This is a genomic window from Mesoterricola sp. MK458, assembly GCF_055384935.1.
The window spans coordinates 1,637,232-1,656,345 of the sequence record NZ_AP045075.1 but is presented as its reverse complement, the minus strand read 5'-3'; the positions used below and the strand labels follow the sequence as shown (position 1 = coordinate 1,656,345).

11 protein-coding genes are annotated in these 19,114 nt (G+C 62.1%); 8 read left to right on the top strand and 3 right to left on the bottom strand.

Annotation, left to right across the window (positions count from 1 at the left end; genetic code table 11):
* Nucleotides 1–353: 353 nt before the first annotated feature.
* Together ACZ5LB_RS07115 and ACZ5LB_RS07110 are read left to right on the top strand one after the other, a co-directional pair.
* Complete coding sequence (locus ACZ5LB_RS07115; protein WP_464605483.1) at nucleotides 354–5,330, top strand: RHS repeat protein; 4,977 nt, start codon at nucleotides 354–356, stop codon at nucleotides 5,328–5,330.
* 20 nt (nucleotides 5,331–5,350) lie between these two features.
* Nucleotides 5,351–5,818, top strand: coding sequence for a HEAT repeat domain-containing protein (locus tag ACZ5LB_RS07110; protein WP_464605482.1), 468 nt, complete (start codon nucleotides 5,351–5,353; stop codon nucleotides 5,816–5,818).
* 141 nt (nucleotides 5,819–5,959) lie between these two features.
* Here the strand turns inward: ACZ5LB_RS07110 and ACZ5LB_RS07105 are convergent, their stop codons facing one another.
* Nucleotides 5,960–7,129, bottom strand: coding sequence for an IS4 family transposase (locus tag ACZ5LB_RS07105; RefSeq protein ID WP_464602275.1), 1,170 nt, complete (start codon nucleotides 7,127–7,129; stop codon nucleotides 5,960–5,962).
* Between the two features lie 593 nt (nucleotides 7,130–7,722).
* Here ACZ5LB_RS07105 and ACZ5LB_RS07100 point away from each other — a divergent pair.
* On the top strand, nucleotides 7,723–8,127 hold the full coding sequence (locus ACZ5LB_RS07100) for a hypothetical protein (RefSeq protein WP_464605480.1): 405 nt from the start codon (nucleotides 7,723–7,725) through the stop codon (nucleotides 8,125–8,127).
* Between the two features lie 837 nt (nucleotides 8,128–8,964).
* Here the strand turns inward: ACZ5LB_RS07100 and ACZ5LB_RS07095 are convergent.
* Entirely contained in the window at nucleotides 8,965–9,324 is a 360-nt protein-coding gene (locus tag ACZ5LB_RS07095) for a helix-turn-helix domain-containing protein (RefSeq protein ID WP_464605479.1), read from the bottom strand.
* A gap of 143 nt (nucleotides 9,325–9,467) precedes the next feature.
* Between ACZ5LB_RS07095 and ACZ5LB_RS07090 the strand changes: the two genes are divergently transcribed.
* From ACZ5LB_RS07090 to ACZ5LB_RS07075, 4 genes are all read left to right on the top strand, one after another.
* Nucleotides 9,468–12,464, top strand: a complete 2,997-nt coding sequence (locus tag ACZ5LB_RS07090; protein ID WP_464605478.1) for a CHC2 zinc finger domain-containing protein — start codon at nucleotides 9,468–9,470, stop codon at nucleotides 12,462–12,464.
* Nucleotides 12,465–12,482: 18 nt separating this feature from the next.
* Nucleotides 12,483–13,553 (top strand): site-specific tyrosine recombinase XerC, encoded by a 1,071-nt coding sequence (xerC, locus tag ACZ5LB_RS07085; protein ID WP_464605477.1) that lies wholly within the window; start codon nucleotides 12,483–12,485, stop codon nucleotides 13,551–13,553.
* Between the two features lie 121 nt (nucleotides 13,554–13,674).
* On the top strand, nucleotides 13,675–14,358 hold the full coding sequence (locus tag ACZ5LB_RS07080) for a hypothetical protein (protein ID WP_464605481.1): 684 nt from the start codon (nucleotides 13,675–13,677) through the stop codon (nucleotides 14,356–14,358).
* A 10-nt stretch (nucleotides 14,359–14,368) separates the two neighbouring features.
* A complete protein-coding gene (locus ACZ5LB_RS07075; RefSeq protein ID WP_464605480.1) occupies nucleotides 14,369–14,773 on the top strand; it encodes a hypothetical protein in 405 nt (134 codons plus the stop codon).
* Nucleotides 14,774–15,610: 837 nt separating this feature from the next.
* On the opposite strand, the gene ACZ5LB_RS07070 is transcribed toward ACZ5LB_RS07075, so the two are convergent.
* A complete protein-coding gene (locus ACZ5LB_RS07070; RefSeq protein WP_464605479.1) occupies nucleotides 15,611–15,970 on the bottom strand; it encodes a helix-turn-helix domain-containing protein in 360 nt (119 codons plus the stop codon).
* A 143-nt stretch (nucleotides 15,971–16,113) separates the two neighbouring features.
* Between ACZ5LB_RS07070 and ACZ5LB_RS07065 the strand changes: the two genes are divergently transcribed.
* Nucleotides 16,114–19,110: a CHC2 zinc finger domain-containing protein gene (locus ACZ5LB_RS07065; protein ID WP_464605478.1), complete on the top strand. Its 2,997-nt coding sequence runs from the start codon at nucleotides 16,114–16,116 to the stop codon at nucleotides 19,108–19,110.
* The last annotated feature ends 4 nt before the right edge of the window (nucleotides 19,111–19,114 follow it).

Below are 19,114 nucleotides of genomic sequence, written 5' to 3'. Positions count from 1 at the left end.
GTGGCCAGGCGAAGACCCCGAAGGTGTTCCCGTTGGACCGCTGCTGGGGTTCTCTGCCCGTGTTGGTGCTGGATCCTGGGCGAGACCATCGGCGGGGCCTGCATTCTGTCCCGGGAGGATCCCCGGACCTGGGCCCCATCCAGAAGCATGCCATGGCGCAGACCTTCAGCTGGAAAGTTAGCGTGCATGACTGCCTGGAGGTGTTTGAGGGGATGAGGCGGAAGACCAGGAGGTTAGGGTCCACCAAAGCGGAAAGGGATTCCACCTGCGACCGATGGCTTGATGTTCCCGCCACGAAGGTAGTACCCTTCACGAATCAAAACAGCCCATTCAGGACAGGCAGGAAGGATTCCATGGAACGCCTCTGCAATCCGCTTTTTATACTCCAGCAAGCCCGCAAAGGCCTGCTCCCGCGTCTGGCCAGGGTGGCGAGGATGGGTTGGATCGCCGCATTCGTGCTCCTCGCCCACCCCCTCGAATCCGCGGCGCCGATGCGGGTCCTGTACCCGCTCCAGGCAACGGGCTTCGGCACGGGGTGGGGGGTGGACCCCGCCACGGGCTCGCTGACCCTGACGATGGCCGGCGCCCCGGTTCCCGGGGATCTTCCCATCCCCGTTGTCTTCCGGTACAACGCGTCGCCGGTGACGGAAATCGCCATGCTGGATGTGTGGACGCTCCTCGTGGACCCCGACAGCGGCAGGAACTACCGCACCTACGTTCCAACCGCCAAGGAACTGACTCGCAACCCTTTCGGGACCCTTCATTTCGGCTTCATCACAACGGGCGACACGGAACTGATTTCGGACGGAAGCACGTCCACCAAGGACGATGTCTACCACCCCTTGCAGTATTTTGTCCTGGAGGATGGCAGGATCTTTTCCAGGGAGGATTTCCCGGCCCTGGGAAGCTGCACGACCGGCAGCGTGAACCTGGCCCAATGCTTCGGCCTGGCCGCGCGGAATCCCAGCACCTTCGGTGTGGCCTCCGGCGGAAAATTGGCCGCCTATTACACGAACCAGGCCGGCTTGGGAAATTGGGCGGCCCAAGCCGGAATCCTTGCTCCGGGCGTTGATGCCTTCTGGGTCGTGATGGACCGTGACAAGGCCCGGGTCTTCGCGCCCTTGGGGGAAAACGGGACCTTTGTCCCGATCCTCTGGCTGGACCGGTTCGGCCATGCGGTCACCTTCAGGTATCAGGTCTTCACCACGGGGCTCCCCGCCGGCATTTCCCAGGTCCGTACCGTGAAGGTCCTGAACCCCCGGGGCAAAGGCCTCCAGGTGCAGTGGGCCATCCCGGCGCCGGGCTCCTCCTCGACCGAGCAGGTCCTGGCGCGCCTGGACTACCTGGGCGTGGCGGCCCCCTCCATGCAGGTGACCGGATACCCCGGGCTGGCGCCAGGGTTGAATCCCACGCCGGTGGCCGGCGGCCCGGTCCTGAGGCCCACCGAGGTCCGGTTCGGCAATCCCGCGACCCTGGCGTTGCCGGGCTGGATGGGGGCGGCGCTTCCGTTGCCTTCGCCTTCCGTTTCGTCCGGAGGCTGGGCTGCGGATCAGTTCTGCACCTTCACCTATGATTCCGGGACCTGGGACCTGCGAAGCTTCACCGACGCCCTCGGCGTGGCCACGAGCCTCACCTGGGCCACCGCCCCCTTCTACAATCCCGAACTCGGCATGGACGGCGACTTCCAGAGCGTCGCGGCGGCCGCATCCTACGATCCCCAGTCCAACACCACCTTGAACCGCGCCTGGACCTGGTCCCTTCCCAGGGTTGGAAGCCTGAGTTCCTGGGTCACGACCGCTTCCCAATCCTGGTCCGGCCCGGGAATAACCCCTGTGCCGGTCCCGACGGTCCGCTACACGTTCGCTCCCCCCTCGGATCCCCATTTCGGGAACGCGGCGCCCATTACCACCACCCTCCTCGGTGCGCAGGGGGAGGTCCTTTCGACCTCAAGCACGGCCTATGGTTTCTTTGGGATCGACGACACCCTTTCGCTCGCCTCCGGCAGTTCGACCTCGTCCAGCGGAAGCCCGACGATCGCCGTCCAATCGAACCTGGACCCGGATTCCGGCGCCCCCCTGACGGTCACGACCACCGCGGGCGCGGATGTGGATGTCACGACCTACACGTACGAGGATCATCCCGACCTCCTGGACCCCAAACGGCCCGTGACCATTACGAAAAGCCGCACAAGTGGAGGCACGACGCGCACGGCGCCGGTACAGCGGATCGAATACGACCCCGTTACCTGGTTGCCGAACAAGCAGTACCTGGACGGTGGCTCGGACGGAAAGATGGGAACCATCCTCACCTACGATCCGCCTTCCGGGCGGTTCCTCGGCAACCGGACCTTCGCGGGCGGGGCGCTTCCGGACAACGTGGGCATGGCCTCCAGCGTATACACGCTGGATCCTGCCAGCGGCCAACCCACGCTTCTGTCGGTGACCTATGATGTCCCGGGCGTTAATGATGGGAGCCTTTCCCGTTCCTGGACGCAGTTCGACAGCGCCGATCGCCCCCTTGAGGCCGTGGATCCCAACGGCGTGAAAACGACCCTGACCTATGACAGCCGGGGCCGGGTCCTGACCCGGGAGACCCAGGGGCAGGCACCGGTCGCCATAGCCTATCCAAACGCGTGGACCCAGGTCGCGACCCAGAACGGACTGGAGACGCGGGAGACCCGGGATGGCTTCGGCCGGATCCTGACCCGCAGCCGGGGCGGGGATGGCGTGACGGAGCACTACACGTACGATTCGAATGGCAATCCCGTGACCCGGACCGAAACCAACAAGGACGGCGCCAGCCGATCCGTCGTGACCACATACGATGGACTGGGGCGCCCCACGCGGATCGTTCCGCCCGAAGGGCCGGCTGTGGGGTACTCCTACACGGCCACCGCGGAAAATCGTGTGGTCACGGTGACCTACACTCCGGAAACGGGAACGGCCTATTCGACCTCCTCGTCATCCAATCTCTGGGGTGAGGTGGTCCGTTCCTCCGATCCCTCCGGTACGGTGACGGCATCAACCTTCGATGCCCTGGGGCACCTGCTTTCCGCATCGACCACCCCGGCGGGTGGCGCCACCCAGACCCGAGGTTTCTCCTATAATGGGCTCGGTCTTTTGACCTCCAAAACCATGCCGGAAACCGGGACCACCACCTATCGCCAGTTCAATGCGCAGGGGCGCCCCCAGACGACCCGGGATGCCTCCGGCCTTGAACGCACTACCCAGTGGGATGGCCTGGGCAGGATCAGGAAGGTTTCCGGGACTGGTGCTGAGGTGACGTACACCTACGCGGGGACCCTGTTGGCTTCCTCCTCGGCCTCGAACCCGAATGGCTCCACGGACTGTACGTTCACCTACGATGATTTCGGTCGGATCACCGACGAGAGCGCAACCGTGTCGGGAGCCGGGATGTCCGGATGGAGCATCGGATACGGGTACGACTCCGCGGGAAGGCTGGCGTCCATAACCTACCCGTCCGGAAGGACGATCACGTATGTCTACGGCGGCGCCGCCAGCTTTGGGCGAATCTCCCAGGTTCTCCTGGGTACTGTGCCTGCTGCCACGACCCTGGCCTCGGTCACCTACGATGGCTGGGGGAATCGCCAGGAATTGCTGTTCGGATCCGGCGCCTACAATTCCTGGACCTATTCCGCAACGGGAGGGAAGGTCGAGAGGCAGGAGATCGGCCCCTACGGATCCGCTCCGCTGACGCGGTCCTATGAGTTCGATCCGAACCTTCATCTGACCAAGGCGGGGGAATGGACTTCCCTCTCCCATGACGTCAAGGGGCGGCTGGGCGGGGCCACGCTTTCCCCGAGTTCCGGGATAGCCGTGGGAACCACGGTGGGCTCCCTGGAATTTGGCCACGATGAATTCGGCAACAATGCTTCGGCCCTGATGTCCAGTTCGAACGCCCTCATCAACTTCTCCCTGGCGGTCCCCTCCGCCAGCAACCGGACGCCACCCACCGCCACCAACGGCGCCGTGACGGGATGGTCCTACCTCGCCAACGGAAACGCCCAGACGTTCGCCATGGCCCCGGGTGCCGGAATCCCCCAGGTTTCCCTCGAATGGGATGGTCTGGGGTGGCTCCAGGCCGCCGGGGATGACCGGGCCGCCTATTTGCCGTCCGGATTGCGGTCAAGCCGGACGAACACCGGCGATGCCCTGCTGAACCGGGTCTACGCCTATTCGAGCGGTGGCCAGCTTCTGACGGAATTCCGGCAGACTACCCCGTCGCCGGCCTCCTTCGCCTCCCGGGACATCGTCTACCTGGGGAGCCTCGCCATCGCTGAGATCGATTCGGCGGGGGTGCATGAACTCCATGCGGACCATCTGGGAACGCCGATCCTCGTGACCTCGCGATCGAACGGTGCCGAGGAGGGACGCCAGTTCTTTGGCCCCTTCGGGGAACGGATCCTTCAAACAGGGTATGAACCCTCCACCGGCTACACGGGCCACCTCCAGGCGGATCCTAGCGGACTGACGTACATGAAGGGCAGGTTCTATTGCGCGCCCTGGCACCGGTTCGTCAACAGCGATCAGGGCGCCGATCCCTTCCAGGCCAACCAGTATGCGTATGCTGGCGGCAGCCCCTTCATGGTCACGGACCCGAGCGGAATGGCGGGTGGTGTTCCCTTGTCCTACAAGGAAGCGCCGGCTGGGTGGGACCGGAGCGCGGACTTCTGGGCCGGCGGGTCAACGCGTGTGTATCTGTATATTGGCCCAAAGGCGACAGAAGGATTTTCCTATGCGCAGTTGGTTGATGGGTATCTCGGGGCACCCATTCCATCGGTTTCGGCCTGGGGTTCGCGGACCTATCATTGGTCCCAAACAACACAGGGGCAATCTTACGCCTGGGATAATTTCACTGGGCTGCAGACCCAGTCATACTCTTCGTGGTGCGCAACGCCCTCGACCCAAGGTTTGGATTACAATAACGTTAGCGGCGGCCAAGGCTCTGACTCTTGGGTTATTCAATGGCAACTATCTCAACCATCTCAACTTGGTGGGTGGATTATTCAGCATGTAACAGCTTTTGATGCGACTGGAAATCAAAGCTATAATTATTGGGAGGCATGGAACGTACCGGCTGACTCACGTTATACTGATTACTATCCAGATCCAACAGATGATACATTTAGGTTGCCATCCGGTTCAACTGCATATTCCGCTGCCTCTTTCTATGAAGGCTTATCATTGCCGGGAGCTTTTATCCCGAATTGTCCTGGAACAGCGGCTGGTCTTTTAAGTGCAACTACTGTTGCTCCAAATCTACCTCTCAATTCAACATTCCCACTTTGTAGAACCTGGACTGCTCCTTGAGCAATGGTGAGGGACTCAGCATGTACATGTATCGATTAAAGTATTACACCAAGGTGGTTGCGAATTCATTGTTGCTCATGGTATCAAGCCAAGCTTATGCCCAGGGTGGAGAGATGTTCATGCGAAACCTTTCAACCTCGATTGTGAAGGTGCGAGAAGATGCGAGTCCTGTGGTTCGAACAGAAGCCGCTAAACATCTTTTCGAGTTGACGAAAGGTGTAGATCCAAAATTGGTTAACGATGAAACTATAGTTAATATCGCTAATCTTTTGGATAATGCAGACGACTCGGTCCGTTATTGGATAGCTAGGTGCTTGGGCAACTTTGGTCCACGTGCTAAATTCGTTGCTCCTAAGTTGGTAAATTTGTTAGCCGAAGTGGATCGCCTCCAGGGCAGCAAAACGTCAGCATCTGGTATTCGTTTTGCTTTGACGCAGATGGGTATTGTGGCGCCTCCCCCCCATGGTGGGGCTGCTGCAAAACAATGAGGCTTATAGTCGCAAACAAACGAGATCTACGCTTCCTCTAGTGGTAATGGCGGAGGAAATGCCAGCGGAAAGGCGACTCCTGATCACGTAGACACAAGAAAATTCTCTGTGGATGGTGTCAATTACACCACTAGTGTCCGGTTAGATCTCCAGCGGAAACAATGGTTTAGAGATCCACCCATTGTCGTTTTGGGGTTCGGGCTCCGCAAAGGCGCGCCGAAGCTCGGTTTTCTCGAAGACGGAAACTGAAAAGACCTGGAGCAAAGTGTACATGGAGGCCTCGATTTGCAGTTCCTTCTTGGCGATAGCGATCAGGGCATAGGTGGCCACGGCGCACCAAACCTGCGACTTGACGGCGTTCTCGCTAGTGCCCAGGAACCGCTTGATCCGCAGGTGCTGCTTGATCCACTTGAAGAACAGCTCCACCATCCACCGTTTCTTGTAGAGGGCGCAAATCGTCAGGGCTGGGAGGGCCATGTTGTTGGTCAGGAAGACCAGCGTCTTGCCCGTCTCCGGGTCTCGAAAGCGCACGCGGCGCAGTGGCTCGGGATAACCCCGCGAGGCGTAATGGCCGTTCAGCGCGATGTGTTGGTCGCAGATCACGCCCTGTTCCCGGTCGGAGGGCGCAGAACGCAGGCGCCGGGCATCCATGCCCACCTTGGCGCGTGTCACGAAGAACGCGCCGCTCGCTTGGAACCGATGGAGGCGGGCGAAATCGATGTAGCCTCGATCCATGACATAGAAGGCACCCGGCTCGACGGGAAGGATGTCCAGGACCCGCACATCGGCCATCTTGCCCGTGCTGATGTGGATGAAAGTCGGGATCGAGCCACGCAAGTCAATCATTGTGTGGAGCTTCACGGCCGACTTCGTGCTGCGGAAGTGGGCCCAGGGGAAGAGCGTCATGCACAGGTCGATCGTGGTGGAATCCAGGGCGTAGACCGTGGCTTCGAGGTCCAGGCCCAGGTCATCCCCGGCGTAGAGCTTGCGGGCCTTGTTGATGAGGAGCTGGGCCAGTTCCGCCCATATTCGCCAGTCGCGCTGTTCAAGCGCATCCGCCAGCGTGGAGCGGCGAACTGGCTGGCGGAAGCCCATGCCATAGAGTTTGTTGGGATGGGCGGCCAGGCATGCCTCCAGGTCGCGCAGGCTTTCGCGCCAGGTGAGCTGCACGAAGGCCATGGCCCGGAACTGCTCGGTGCACGGGAAGGTGCGAACGCCGTAGTCTCCCTGGTGTCGCCGAACGATTCGGTCGAAGCTGGTCCATGGCACCCAGGCCATCAGTTGGGCGAAAAGCGTCTTGCCCGAATTCATCGGCGACCCCCTCTACACCATCCTGGGGGCACTGCGCAAACGCCGTTTCAAATCGACACCAAGGTTTTGCGCCGGGATCGCGTTGAAATTACAGGCGCTTTTCAGAAAGATGCGTTAGGGAACCAGACGCCAGTGCAATTACACAGTCAATTACTCCTATTACTCTAATTCTGAATATGCCAAGGTTCCGTATACGAAAGGGACTGATGCCATTACGGAACTGCCCAACTCCAGCATCAGCGCGACCCGGGACGGAGCAGGGATTGTTTCATTGTCGGGCGCCGTTCCGGCCGGTATTGCTGCCGGTGGATTCACCATTGACGTCCGCATTAATCAATCGCTGGCAACTTTCCCAGTGACTACGAGCCAGTTAAAAGCGCACGAGGACGGACATATCAACAGATTCGTCTCCTACGTTAGTGATGTTAAGAATGTGATGGGGCAGATCCAGGCAAGGGGAAGCATGTCTCAGCAGTTGTTCAACAGGGTTGGCGGCTATTTGATGCAGTCGAATGCGAATTACATAAGATCTCAAAGAAACTATGAAAGTAAGGTTTTAATGTTGTGGCCGCAGCATGACTAAGGGGGGCGCCATGAGAGTATTGGTAATTCTCGCTTCAACGATTTCACTTGTTATGCTTGCGCTTTGCGGCTATTTCCGGCACAAGAATAGCGTGTTGGCTTCAGAGAATCGGGACATTAAAAATACCTATGTCATTTGCTATTTAAACTCGCAGTATAGCCAAGTTGTTGGCCAGGGCGGCGACGAGGATTGGCTGACCAAGAACAAGGCGATGGAAGACCGCATTTTGTCCGAAGTCATCAGAATGGGATGGGCTTATCAGCGATCAGGCGATGATATTGAGCTGCTGTTCGACGGGAAAAGAGTCGGAGTTATTAGCTCTAAAAAGAACCTGCAATGGGACAAAAATGCGGTGGCTGTTTTGGTTGGTGGAGCGGCCATCGCTGGCGATGGGAAGGTGGAAGTGTTTCGATAGGTGGAAGCGCCGACCCACTCGATCGAAGGCGCCGACCGGCTCGCCCCGGGCAAAGGTCCCGCCTGCGCACCGCTGCGCGGCGCTCGAGCACGCCCTTTGCTTCGGGGCGCCCGTTAAACATCTCGCCCCGTTCCACCGTGCAGAGGTAAAGCGGAGGCCTCGGACGGCGACAATGCTGAGGGCCCAACAGGTCCCTCCATTCCGCCATCCAAGTCCCACCGCCGCCATCCGCGGGGGTCGGCAGTCGTCGCATTTTCGATAATGGCCATTATCGAAAATGGTTTTAGATGAATCCCTCGTCGGCTGCGCCGCCGAGCGCTTCATCTAAAACTCCCGCCGCCTGCCTAGACATAACGGCTCGCTATGTCTCCCCCCGCGGATGGCTCATCGGCTTCGTTGAACGGGTGGCCGGTCGAAGGGGTTGGGCAATGGTTTTCCTGCCCTGATGTCCAACCGCGTCGGCCGGCTCGCCCTCGCCAGGGTCGCGCCTCCGCTGCGCTGCGGCACGCCCCTGGCTGTGAGGGCGCCCGTGGAGGGCGCCGACCCACTCCAGCCCCAGGGACCGCAGGGACCAGGCGTATGGCTCGCGCCCGGCCCATCACCCCTGAACGGGGGGTGATGGGCCGGGACGGACGCAGCAGAAACCCATCGGGGAGGAGCCCCGTGAAGAGCTGAAGGAGAGGGGGTTCCGAGCCGAACCCCGCTGCAGAAGGGTGTTTCAGGCGAGTGCAGATTCCTTTTGTACTTCTATGAAAAGCAGCCCCCAACCCCCAGAGGTCCCGGAGGGCGGCTTTTCCTTTTAGCTGCTAAAGAGAAAACGTAGAGAGCCCGGCCGGATCAGTACCCGGTCTGGGCGAGGGCGGCGTCCAGCATGGCGATCAGGAGCTGCTGCTTGGCTTTGGGAAGCTGGCGTAGGCGCTCGATCTGCAGGTCCAGTTTGGATGCGGGGCCGGGTTTGGCCTTTCGAATGCGGGTTTCCTGGCCCAGCAATTCGCTGGTCGATATGTCCAGCAAGTCGCCGAGGATGGGCAGCATTGAGGCGGCAACCCGGACGGTTCCAACCTCATAATGTGCGTAAGTCTGCTGGGGCAGACCCAGGGTGTCGGCGACCTGCTGCTGGGTCAGGCCTTTCTTTCTCCGGGCTTGGGCGATGCGTGCACCCATGGCTTTGAAGAACTGCGCATCGTGGCTGTTCACGGTCGTCCTGTATGGAATGACTCCAGCCATGAGCGTAGGGTCCCCTTTCGGTTCAGGCTTGACGTTACCCGGATATTGAGTAGTCTGCAACCAGGACGTTTTTCAAAAAGCACTTGACACGTTTTTAGCGGACGGAGGATTTCATGGCCCGTATTCCCGATGCCGAACTGGAGCGCCTGAAATCCGAGGTTTCGGTGGAGCGCCTGGTGGAGGCGGCCGGAATCCAGCTGACGAAGAACGGCAAGGACCGGATCGGGAAATGCCCATTCCATGAGGAATCCGAGGGCTCCCTGGTGATAACGCCGGCCAAGAACCTGTTCCATTGCTTTGGTTGTGGCACGGGTGGCGGCCCCATCGACTGGGTGATGAAGCTCCAGGGCGTGAGCTTCCGGCATGCGGTGGAGCAGCTGCGGTCGGACCTTTCCCCGGGCGTCCCATCGTCAGGCCCGACGGGGCCAAGCACCCTCCGGAGGCTACCGCCCGCCGTGGATTTCGACGGGGGTGACCAGGCCCTGCTCCAGCAGGTGATCGCCTATTACCACGACACTCTGAAGCGAAGTCCCGAGGCCCTGGACTACCTGAAGGCCCGCGGAATCGCGCACCCCGAGGCGGTGGAGACGTTCAGGATCGGCTACGCGAACCGGACCCTGAGCTACGGCCTCCCGGGCAAGGCCTGGAAGGAGGGCGGCAAGATCCGCGGCCAGCTTGCCAAGCTCGGCATCTACCGGGAATCCGGCCACGAGCACTTCAACGGGAGCCTGGTGATCCCGATCCTGGACGAGGCTGGGAACGTAACTGAGGTCTACGGCCGCAAGCTCCTGGACAACCTGCGCAAGGGCACGCCGTATCACATGTACCTCCCGGGGCCGCACAAGGGCGTCTGGAACGTGGAGGCCCTGGAGGCGTCCAAGGAGATCATCCTCTGCGAAGCCCTGATCGACGCCCTCACATTCTGGTGCGCGGGATACCGCAACGTGACGGCCGCCTACGGGGTGGAGGGGTTCACCAAGGACCACCTGGAAGCGTTCCAGCGCTACGGGACGGAGCGGGTGCTGATCGCCTACGACCGGGACGACGCCGGCGACCGCGCCGCGGAGAAGCTCGCCGCCAAGCTGATGGAGCATGGCATCGCCTGTTTTCGGGTCCAGTTCCCGAAGGGGATGGACGCCAACGAGTACGCCCTCAAAGTCGCTCCCGCCGCCAAGAGCCTGGGCCTGGCCATCCGGAGCGCGGTGTGGATGGGCAACGGCAAGGCTCCGGATCTCCAGACGGAGCCCATCGCTCTCCAGGATCCGGCCACCCCCGAGCTCGTTCCGTCCTTCGCGGCCGCGCCAGAGGCGGCAGAACCGCCCGTTCCCGAGCCCCGGGAGGACCAGGTGCTGCCGGCATCCCCCGTGCCGCCCCCTCCCGGCGAAGACCTACCCACGGAGACCCAGGGCAAGGACCTGTTCCTGAGCCTGGAGGACCGGCAGTACCGGGTCCGTGGCTGGGAAAAGCCCCTGAACCCCGAGACTCTGAAGGTGAACCTGATGGTGACGCGAAGCGATCACTTCTTTGTGGACACCCTGGACCTCTACCAGGCCAAGGCCCGGGTCGCGTTCATCCGTCAGGCCAGCCTGGAATTGTCGGAGGCCGAGGACCGGCTGAAGCTGGATATCGGGAAGATCCTGCGCAAGGTGGAGGAAGTTCAGGCCGACCAGTTGGCCGAGGCCCTGGCCGAGAAGGAGAAGAAGCCCGAGCTCAGCCGGGAGGAGCACGTGGAGGCCCTGGAGCTGCTGAAGGCTCCCAATCTGACCCGGATGATCCTCCACCACTTCGAGCGGATGGGGATCGTGGGGGAGGAGTCCAACAAGCTCACCGGGTATCTGGCCGCTGTCTCCAGGCTCCTGGACAGGCCCCTGGCCCTGCTGATCCAGTCGGCCTCAGCCGCCGGGAAGTCCAGCCTCATGGACGCGATGCTGGACCTGATGCCCGAGGAGGACGTGGTGCGGTATTCGGCCATGTCCGGGCAGAGCCTGTTCTACATGGGGGACCGCGCCCTGCGCCACAAGATCCTCGCCATCGCCGAGGAGGAGGGCGCGAAGCAGGCCGCCTATGCCCTGAAGCTGCTCCAGTCCGAGGGCCGCGTCACGATGGCCTCCACGGGAAAAGATCCCCAGACGGGAATGCTCACGACCCACGACTACACCGTGGAAGGCCCCGTGATGCTGTGTCTGACCACGACGGCCATCGACCTGGACGAGGAACTGCTGAACCGGTGCCTGGTCCTCACCGTCAACGAAAGCCGGGAGCAGACCCGGGCCATCCACGCCCTCCAGCGGCGGCGGGAGACCCTGGAAGGCCTGCTGGCCAAGTCCGAGCGTGAGCACCTTCTGAAGCTGCACCAGAACGCCCAGCGCCTATTGCAGCCCCTGGCGGTGGTGAACCCCTACGCGGACCAGTTGAGCTTCCGGGATGACCAGACCCGGAGCCGACGCGACCACGTGAAGTACCTGACCCTGATCCGGTCCATCGCCCTCCTGCATCAGTTCCAGCGGGAGGTGAAGACCCGTGAGGGCCTGCGCTACATCGAGGTCACGAAGGAGGACATCGCGCTGGCCAACGACCTGGCCCAGGAGGTGTTCTACCGCACCGTGGACGAGCTGCTGCCTCAGACCCGCAAGCTTCTGACGCTGATCCACGCTTGGGTGCAGGCGGAATGCGAGGGCCAGGGCGTGGCCCAGGCGGACTTCCATTTCACCCGGCGGCAGGCGCGGGAGGCCTGCGGTTGGGGGGACACCCAGATGAAAATCCATATGGCCCGGTTGCAGGAAATGGAGTTTGTGGCGGCGCACAAGGGCCGGCAGGGCCAGACGTTCCTGTATGAGCTGATCTACCAGGGGGAGGACGCCGAGGGGCGTGCGAAACGCCTGGGGCTGATCGATGCCGAGGCCCTTTGGTCTTTGGATACGACGGCGACTTCGCGGGGTGAGGCAGCCCACTTCGCGGCCCCTGGTCGGGGGGTGGTCGGGGGGGTGTCGGGGGGTGGTCGGACCGGTTCGGACCCCATGAAGATGCGGCTGCTGGATGGTTTGAGGTTCAGGCGGTCCTCGAAGGCGGGAAAACGCACGGTACCGCCTGCGAAGAAAACCCTGTCGTAGTGCGGGAGCCGTAGACCCATGCCGAAGAAAGGCCAGCACCGCACCGTCAGGCCTCCCGTGGGGGACGTTCGCGACCCCGATAGCCTCTACCACCACATGCTCCGCTACCTGGCGCACCTGACCGAGAAGAACTACAGCCCGCGGACCATCGAGACCCGGGAGAACTACTTGCGCTACCTCATCGCCTGGTGTGACGAGCGCGGCATCACCAAGCCCCAGGAGATCGACCGCCCTATCCTGGAGCGGTATCAGCGCTACCTGTTCTACTACCGGAAGGCCGATGGGGAGCCGCTTTCCACGCGATCCCAGCACAGCCGGATCATCCCCATCCGCCACTGGTTCTCGTGGATGGTGAAGAAGGGTCACCTGCTTTACAGCCCCGCCACGGATCTGGAGCTGCCCCGGCTGGAGAAGCGGCTTCCCAAGGCCATCCTCAGCGCCAGGGAGGCGGAAACCGTCCTTGCTATTCCGGACGTAGGAAATGCCGTGGGGCTGCGGGACCGGGCCATCCTGGAGACCTTCTACAGCACGGGGATGCGCCGGCTGGAGCTGATCCACCTCACGGTCCACAACATCGACGCCGAGCGCGGGACGGTGATGATCCGCCAGGGCAAAGGCCGTAAGGACCGCATGATCCCCATTGGAGAGCGAGCCCTGGCGTGGATCCAGAAGTACAAGGAGAGTGCCCGCCCCGACCTGGTGGGGGTCCGGGACGATGGAGCCCTGTTCCTCTCCGAGTGGGGCGAGGCGTTCAATCCCAACGCCATGACGCGCCTGGTGCGGATCTATGTGGAGAAGTCCGGGGTGGGGAAGAAAGGCGCCTGCCACCTGTTCCGCCACACCATGGCCACCCTGATGCTGGAAGGCGGCGCGGACATCCGGTTCATCCAGGCCATGCTGGGCCACGTGGAGTTGAGCACGACCCAGATCTACACCCAGGTGAGCATCCGGCTCCTGAAGAGCGTCCACGCCGCCACACACCCCGGAAGGATGGCCGAGCCAGGACAGCATGGCCTGGAGCCGAGCCCCACCGCTGAAGACTTGCTGGAGGCCCTGGAACGCGAGGCCGCCGAGGATCCCGAGGAGTGAAGGCCGAAAACGCGGAGGGGGAGGTTACCCTGAGAGGGTGCCTCCCCCTCTCGTTGTTTCTCCTTTAGCTGCTGGCCCGCCGCAGGCGCCCGGCCGCAGGCGCGGGTCTAGGCTCCGGGACATGTGCGGCCGGAAAGTCGCGTCAGGGGGTCTCAGGGGCTACAATGGGGGGTCGGTCTTTGAAAAGCGTTGCGGTACAAGGGAAATCTCCCTGCCGGGTTGGGAAGTGCGGTGGGGTGCTGCGTTGTCGCAAACAAACGAGATCTACGCTTCCTCTAGTGGTAATGGCGGAGGAAATGCCAGCGGAAAGGCGACTCCTGATCACGTAGACACAAGAAAATTCTCTGTGGATGGTGTCAATTACACAGTCAATTACTCCTATTACTCTAATTCTGAATATGCCAAGGTTCCGTATACGAAAGGGACTGATGCCATTACGGAACTGCCCAACTCCAGCATCAGCGCGACCCGGGACGGAGCAGGGATTGTTTCATTGTCGGGCGCCGTTCCGGCCGGTATTGCTGCCGGTGGATTCACCATTGACGTCCGCATTAATCAATCGCTGGCAACTTTCCCAGTGACTACGAGCCAGTTAAAAGCGCACGAGGACGGACATATCAACAGATTCGTCTCCTACGTTAGTGATGTTAAGAATGTGATGGGGCAGATCCAGGCAAGGGGAAGCATGTCTCAGCAGTTGTTCAACAGGGTTGGCGGCTATTTGATGCAGTCGAATGCGAATTACATAAGATCTCAAAGAAACTATGAAAGTAAGGTTTTAATGTTGTGGCCGCAGCATGACTAAGGGGGGCGCCATGAGAGTATTGGTAATTCTCGCTTCAACGATTTCACTTGTTATGCTTGCGCTTTGCGGCTATTTCCGGCACAAGAATAGCGTGTTGGCTTCAGAGAATCGGGACATTAAAAATACCTATGTCATTTGCTATTTAAACTCGCAGTATAGCCAAGTTGTTGGCCAGGGCGGCGACGAGGATTGGCTGACCAAGAACAAGGCGATGGAAGACCGCATTTTGTCCGAAGTCATCAGAATGGGATGGGCTTATCAGCGATCAGGCGATGATATTGAGCTGCTGTTCGACGGGAAAAGAGTCGGAGTTATTAGCTCTAAAAAGAACCTGCAATGGGACAAAAATGCGGTGGCTGTTTTGGTTGGTGGAGCGGCCATCGCTGGCGATGGGAAGGTGGAAGTGTTTCGATAGGTGGAAGCGCCGACCCACTCGATCGAAGGCGCCGACCGGCTCGCCCCGGGCAAAGGTCCCGCCTGCGCACCGCTGCGCGGCGCTCGAGCACGCCCTTTGCTTCGGGGCGCCCGTTAAACATCTCGCCCCGTTCCACCGTGCAGAGGTAAAGCGGAGGCCTCGGACGGCGACAATGCTGAGGGCCCAACAGGTCCCTCCATTCCGCCATCCAAGTCCCACCGCCGCCATCCGCGGGGGTCGGCAGTCGTCGCATTTTCGATAATGGCCATTATCGAAAATGGTTTTAGATGAATCCCTCGTCGGCTGCGCCGCCGAGCGCTTCATCTAAAACTCCCGCCGCCTGCCTAGACATAACGGCTCGCTATGTCTCCCCCCGCGGATGGCTCATCGGCTTCGTTGAACGGGTGGCCGGTCGAAGGGGTTGGGCAATGGTTTTCCTGCCCTGATGTCCAACCGCGTCGGCCGGCTCGCCCTCGCCAGGGTCGCGCCTCCGCTGCGCTGCGGCACGCCCCTGGCTGTGAGGGCGCCCGTGGAGGGCGCCGACCCACTCCAGCCCCAGGGACCGCAGGGACCAGGCGTATGGCTCGCGCCCGGCCCATCACCCCTGAACGGGGGGTGATGGGCCGGGACGGACGCAGCAGAAACCCATCGGGGAGGAGCCCCGTGAAGAGCTGAAGGAGAGGGGGTTCCGAGCCGAACCCCGCTGCAGAAGGGTGTTTCAGGCGAGTGCAGATTCCTTTTGTACTTCTATGAAAAGCAGCCCCCAACCCCCAGAGGTCCCGGAGGGCGGCTTTTCCTTTTAGCTGCTAAAGAGAAAACGTAGAGAGCCCGGCCGGATCAGTACCCGGTCTGGGCGAGGGCGGCGTCCAGCATGGCGATCAGGAGCTGCTGCTTGGCTTTGGGAAGCTGGCGTAGGCGCTCGATCTGCAGGTCCAGTTTGGATGCGGGGCCGGGTTTGGCCTTTCGAATGCGGGTTTCCTGGCCCAGCAATTCGCTGGTCGATATGTCCAGCAAGTCGCCGAGGATGGGCAGCATTGAGGCGGCAACCCGGACGGTTCCAACCTCATAATGTGCGTAAGTCTGCTGGGGCAGACCCAGGGTGTCGGCGACCTGCTGCTGGGTCAGGCCTTTCTTTCTCCGGGCTTGGGCGATGCGTGCACCCATGGCTTTGAAGAACTGCGCATCGTGGCTGTTCACGGTCGTCCTGTATGGAATGACTCCAGCCATGAGCGTAGGGTCCCCTTTCGGTTCAGGCTTGACGTTACCCGGATATTGAGTAGTCTGCAACCAGGACGTTTTTCAAAAAGCACTTGACACGTTTTTAGCGGACGGAGGATTTCATGGCCCGTATTCCCGATGCCGAACTGGAGCGCCTGAAATCCGAGGTTTCGGTGGAGCGCCTGGTGGAGGCGGCCGGAATCCAGCTGACGAAGAACGGCAAGGACCGGATCGGGAAATGCCCATTCCATGAGGAATCCGAGGGCTCCCTGGTGATAACGCCGGCCAAGAACCTGTTCCATTGCTTTGGTTGTGGCACGGGTGGCGGCCCCATCGACTGGGTGATGAAGCTCCAGGGCGTGAGCTTCCGGCATGCGGTGGAGCAGCTGCGGTCGGACCTTTCCCCGGGCGTCCCATCGTCAGGCCCGACGGGGCCAAGCACCCTCCGGAGGCTACCGCCCGCCGTGGATTTCGACGGGGGTGACCAGGCCCTGCTCCAGCAGGTGATCGCCTATTACCACGACACTCTGAAGCGAAGTCCCGAGGCCCTGGACTACCTGAAGGCCCGCGGAATCGCGCACCCCGAGGCGGTGGAGACGTTCAGGATCGGCTACGCGAACCGGACCCTGAGCTACGGCCTCCCGGGCAAGGCCTGGAAGGAGGGCGGCAAGATCCGCGGCCAGCTTGCCAAGCTCGGCATCTACCGGGAATCCGGCCACGAGCACTTCAACGGGAGCCTGGTGATCCCGATCCTGGACGAGGCTGGGAACGTAACTGAGGTCTACGGCCGCAAGCTCCTGGACAACCTGCGCAAGGGCACGCCGTATCACATGTACCTCCCGGGGCCGCACAAGGGCGTCTGGAACGTGGAGGCCCTGGAGGCGTCCAAGGAGATCATCCTCTGCGAAGCCCTGATCGACGCCCTCACATTCTGGTGCGCGGGATACCGCAACGTGACGGCCGCCTACGGGGTGGAGGGGTTCACCAAGGACCACCTGGAAGCGTTCCAGCGCTACGGGACGGAGCGGGTGCTGATCGCCTACGACCGGGACGACGCCGGCGACCGCGCCGCGGAGAAGCTCGCCGCCAAGCTGATGGAGCATGGCATCGCCTGTTTTCGGGTCCAGTTCCCGAAGGGGATGGACGCCAACGAGTACGCCCTCAAAGTCGCTCCCGCCGCCAAGAGCCTGGGCCTGGCCATCCGGAGCGCGGTGTGGATGGGCAACGGCAAGGCTCCGGATCTCCAGACGGAGCCCATCGCTCTCCAGGATCCGGCCACCCCCGAGCTCGTTCCGTCCTTCGCGGCCGCGCCAGAGGCGGCAGAACCGCCCGTTCCCGAGCCCCGGGAGGACCAGGTGCTGCCGGCATCCCCCGTGCCGCCCCCTCCCGGCGAAGACCTACCCACGGAGACCCAGGGCAAGGACCTGTTCCTGAGCCTGGAGGACCGGCAGTACCGGGTCCGTGGCTGGGAAAAGCCCCTGAACCCCGAGACTCTGAAGGTGAACCTGATGGTGACGCGAAGCGATCACTTCTTTGTGGACACCCTGGACCTCTACCAGGCCAAGGCCCGGGTCGCGTTCATCCGTCAGGCCAGCCTGGAATTGTCGGAGGCCGAGGACCGGCTGAAGCTGGATATCGGGAAGATCCTGCGCAAGGTGGAGGAAGTTCAGGCCGACCAGTTGGCCGAGGCCCTGGCCGAGAAGGAGAAGAAGCCCGAGCTCAGCCGGGAGGAGCACGTGGAGGCCCTGGAGCTGCTGAAGGCTCCCAATCTGACCCGGATGATCCTCCACCACTTCGAGCGGATGGGGATCGTGGGGGAGGAGTCCAACAAGCTCACCGGGTATCTGGCCGCTGTCTCCAGGCTCCTGGACAGGCCCCTGGCCCTGCTGATCCAGTCGGCCTCAGCCGCCGGGAAGTCCAGCCTCATGGACGCGATGCTGGACCTGATGCCCGAGGAGGACGTGGTGCGGTATTCGGCCATGTCCGGGCAGAGCCTGTTCTACATGGGGGACCGCGCCCTGCGCCACAAGATCCTCGCCATCGCCGAGGAGGAGGGCGCGAAGCAGGCCGCCTATGCCCTGAAGCTGCTCCAGTCCGAGGGCCGCGTCACGATGGCCTCCACGGGAAAAGATCCCCAGACGGGAATGCTCACGACCCACGACTACACCGTGGAAGGCCCCGTGATGCTGTGTCTGACCACGACGGCCATCGACCTGGACGAGGAACTGCTGAACCGGTGCCTGGTCCTCACCGTCAACGAAAGCCGGGAGCAGACCCGGGCCATCCACGCCCTCCAGCGGCGGCGGGAGACCCTGGAAGGCCTGCTGGCCAAGTCCGAGCGTGAGCACCTTCTGAAGCTGCACCAGAACGCCCAGCGCCTATTGCAGCCCCTGGCGGTGGTGAACCCCTACGCGGACCAGTTGAGCTTCCGGGATGACCAGACCCGGAGCCGACGCGACCACGTGAAGTACCTGACCCTGATCCGGTCCATCGCCCTCCTGCATCAGTTCCAGCGGGAGGTGAAGACCCGTGAGGGCCTGCGCTACATCGAGGTCACGAAGGAGGACATCGCGCTGGCCAACGACCTGGCCCAGGAGGTGTTCTACCGCACCGTGGACGAGCTGCTGCCTCAGACCCGCAAGCTTCTGACGCTGATCCACGCTTGGGTGCAGGCGGAATGCGAGGGCCAGGGCGTGGCCCAGGCGGACTTCCATTTCACCCGGCGGCAGGCGCGGGAGGCCTGCGGTTGGGGGGACACCCAGATGAAAATCCATATGGCCCGGTTGCAGGAAATGGAGTTTGTGGCGGCGCACAAGGGCCGGCAGGGCCAGACGTTCCTGTATGAGCTGATCTACCAGGGGGAGGACGCCGAGGGGCGTGCGAAACGCCTGGGGCTGATCGATGCCGAGGCCCTTTGGTCTTTGGATACGACGGCGACTTCGCGGGGTGAGGCAGCCCACTTCGCGGCCCCTGGTCGGGGGGTGGTCGGGGGGGTGTCGGGGGGTGGTCGGACCGGTTCGGACCCCATGAAGATGCGGCTGCTGGATGGTTTGAGGTTCAGGCGGTCCTCGAAGGCGGGAAAACGCACGGTACCGCCTGCGAAGAAAACCCTGTCGTAGTGCG

Bases quoted from the DNA above. Each gene is read 5' to 3' on its own strand.
- ACZ5LB_RS07115 (WP_464605483.1), top strand. From the start codon at position 354: ATGGAACGCCTCTGCAATCCGCTTTTTATACTCCAGCAAGCCCGCAAA.
- ACZ5LB_RS07110 (WP_464605482.1), top strand. From the start codon at position 5,351: ATGTACATGTATCGATTAAAGTATTACACCAAGGTGGTTGCGAATTCA.
- ACZ5LB_RS07105 (WP_464602275.1), bottom strand. From the start codon at position 7,129: ATGAATTCGGGCAAGACGCTTTTCGCCCAACTGATGGCCTGGGTGCCA.
- ACZ5LB_RS07100 (WP_464605480.1), top strand. From the start codon at position 7,723: ATGAGAGTATTGGTAATTCTCGCTTCAACGATTTCACTTGTTATGCTT.
- ACZ5LB_RS07090 (WP_464605478.1), top strand. From the start codon at position 9,468: ATGGCCCGTATTCCCGATGCCGAACTGGAGCGCCTGAAATCCGAGGTT.
- xerC (WP_464605477.1), top strand. From the start codon at position 12,483: ATGCCGAAGAAAGGCCAGCACCGCACCGTCAGGCCTCCCGTGGGGGAC.
- ACZ5LB_RS07080 (WP_464605481.1), top strand. From the start codon at position 13,675: ATGTGCGGCCGGAAAGTCGCGTCAGGGGGTCTCAGGGGCTACAATGGG.
- ACZ5LB_RS07075 (WP_464605480.1), top strand. From the start codon at position 14,369: ATGAGAGTATTGGTAATTCTCGCTTCAACGATTTCACTTGTTATGCTT.
- ACZ5LB_RS07065 (WP_464605478.1), top strand. From the start codon at position 16,114: ATGGCCCGTATTCCCGATGCCGAACTGGAGCGCCTGAAATCCGAGGTT.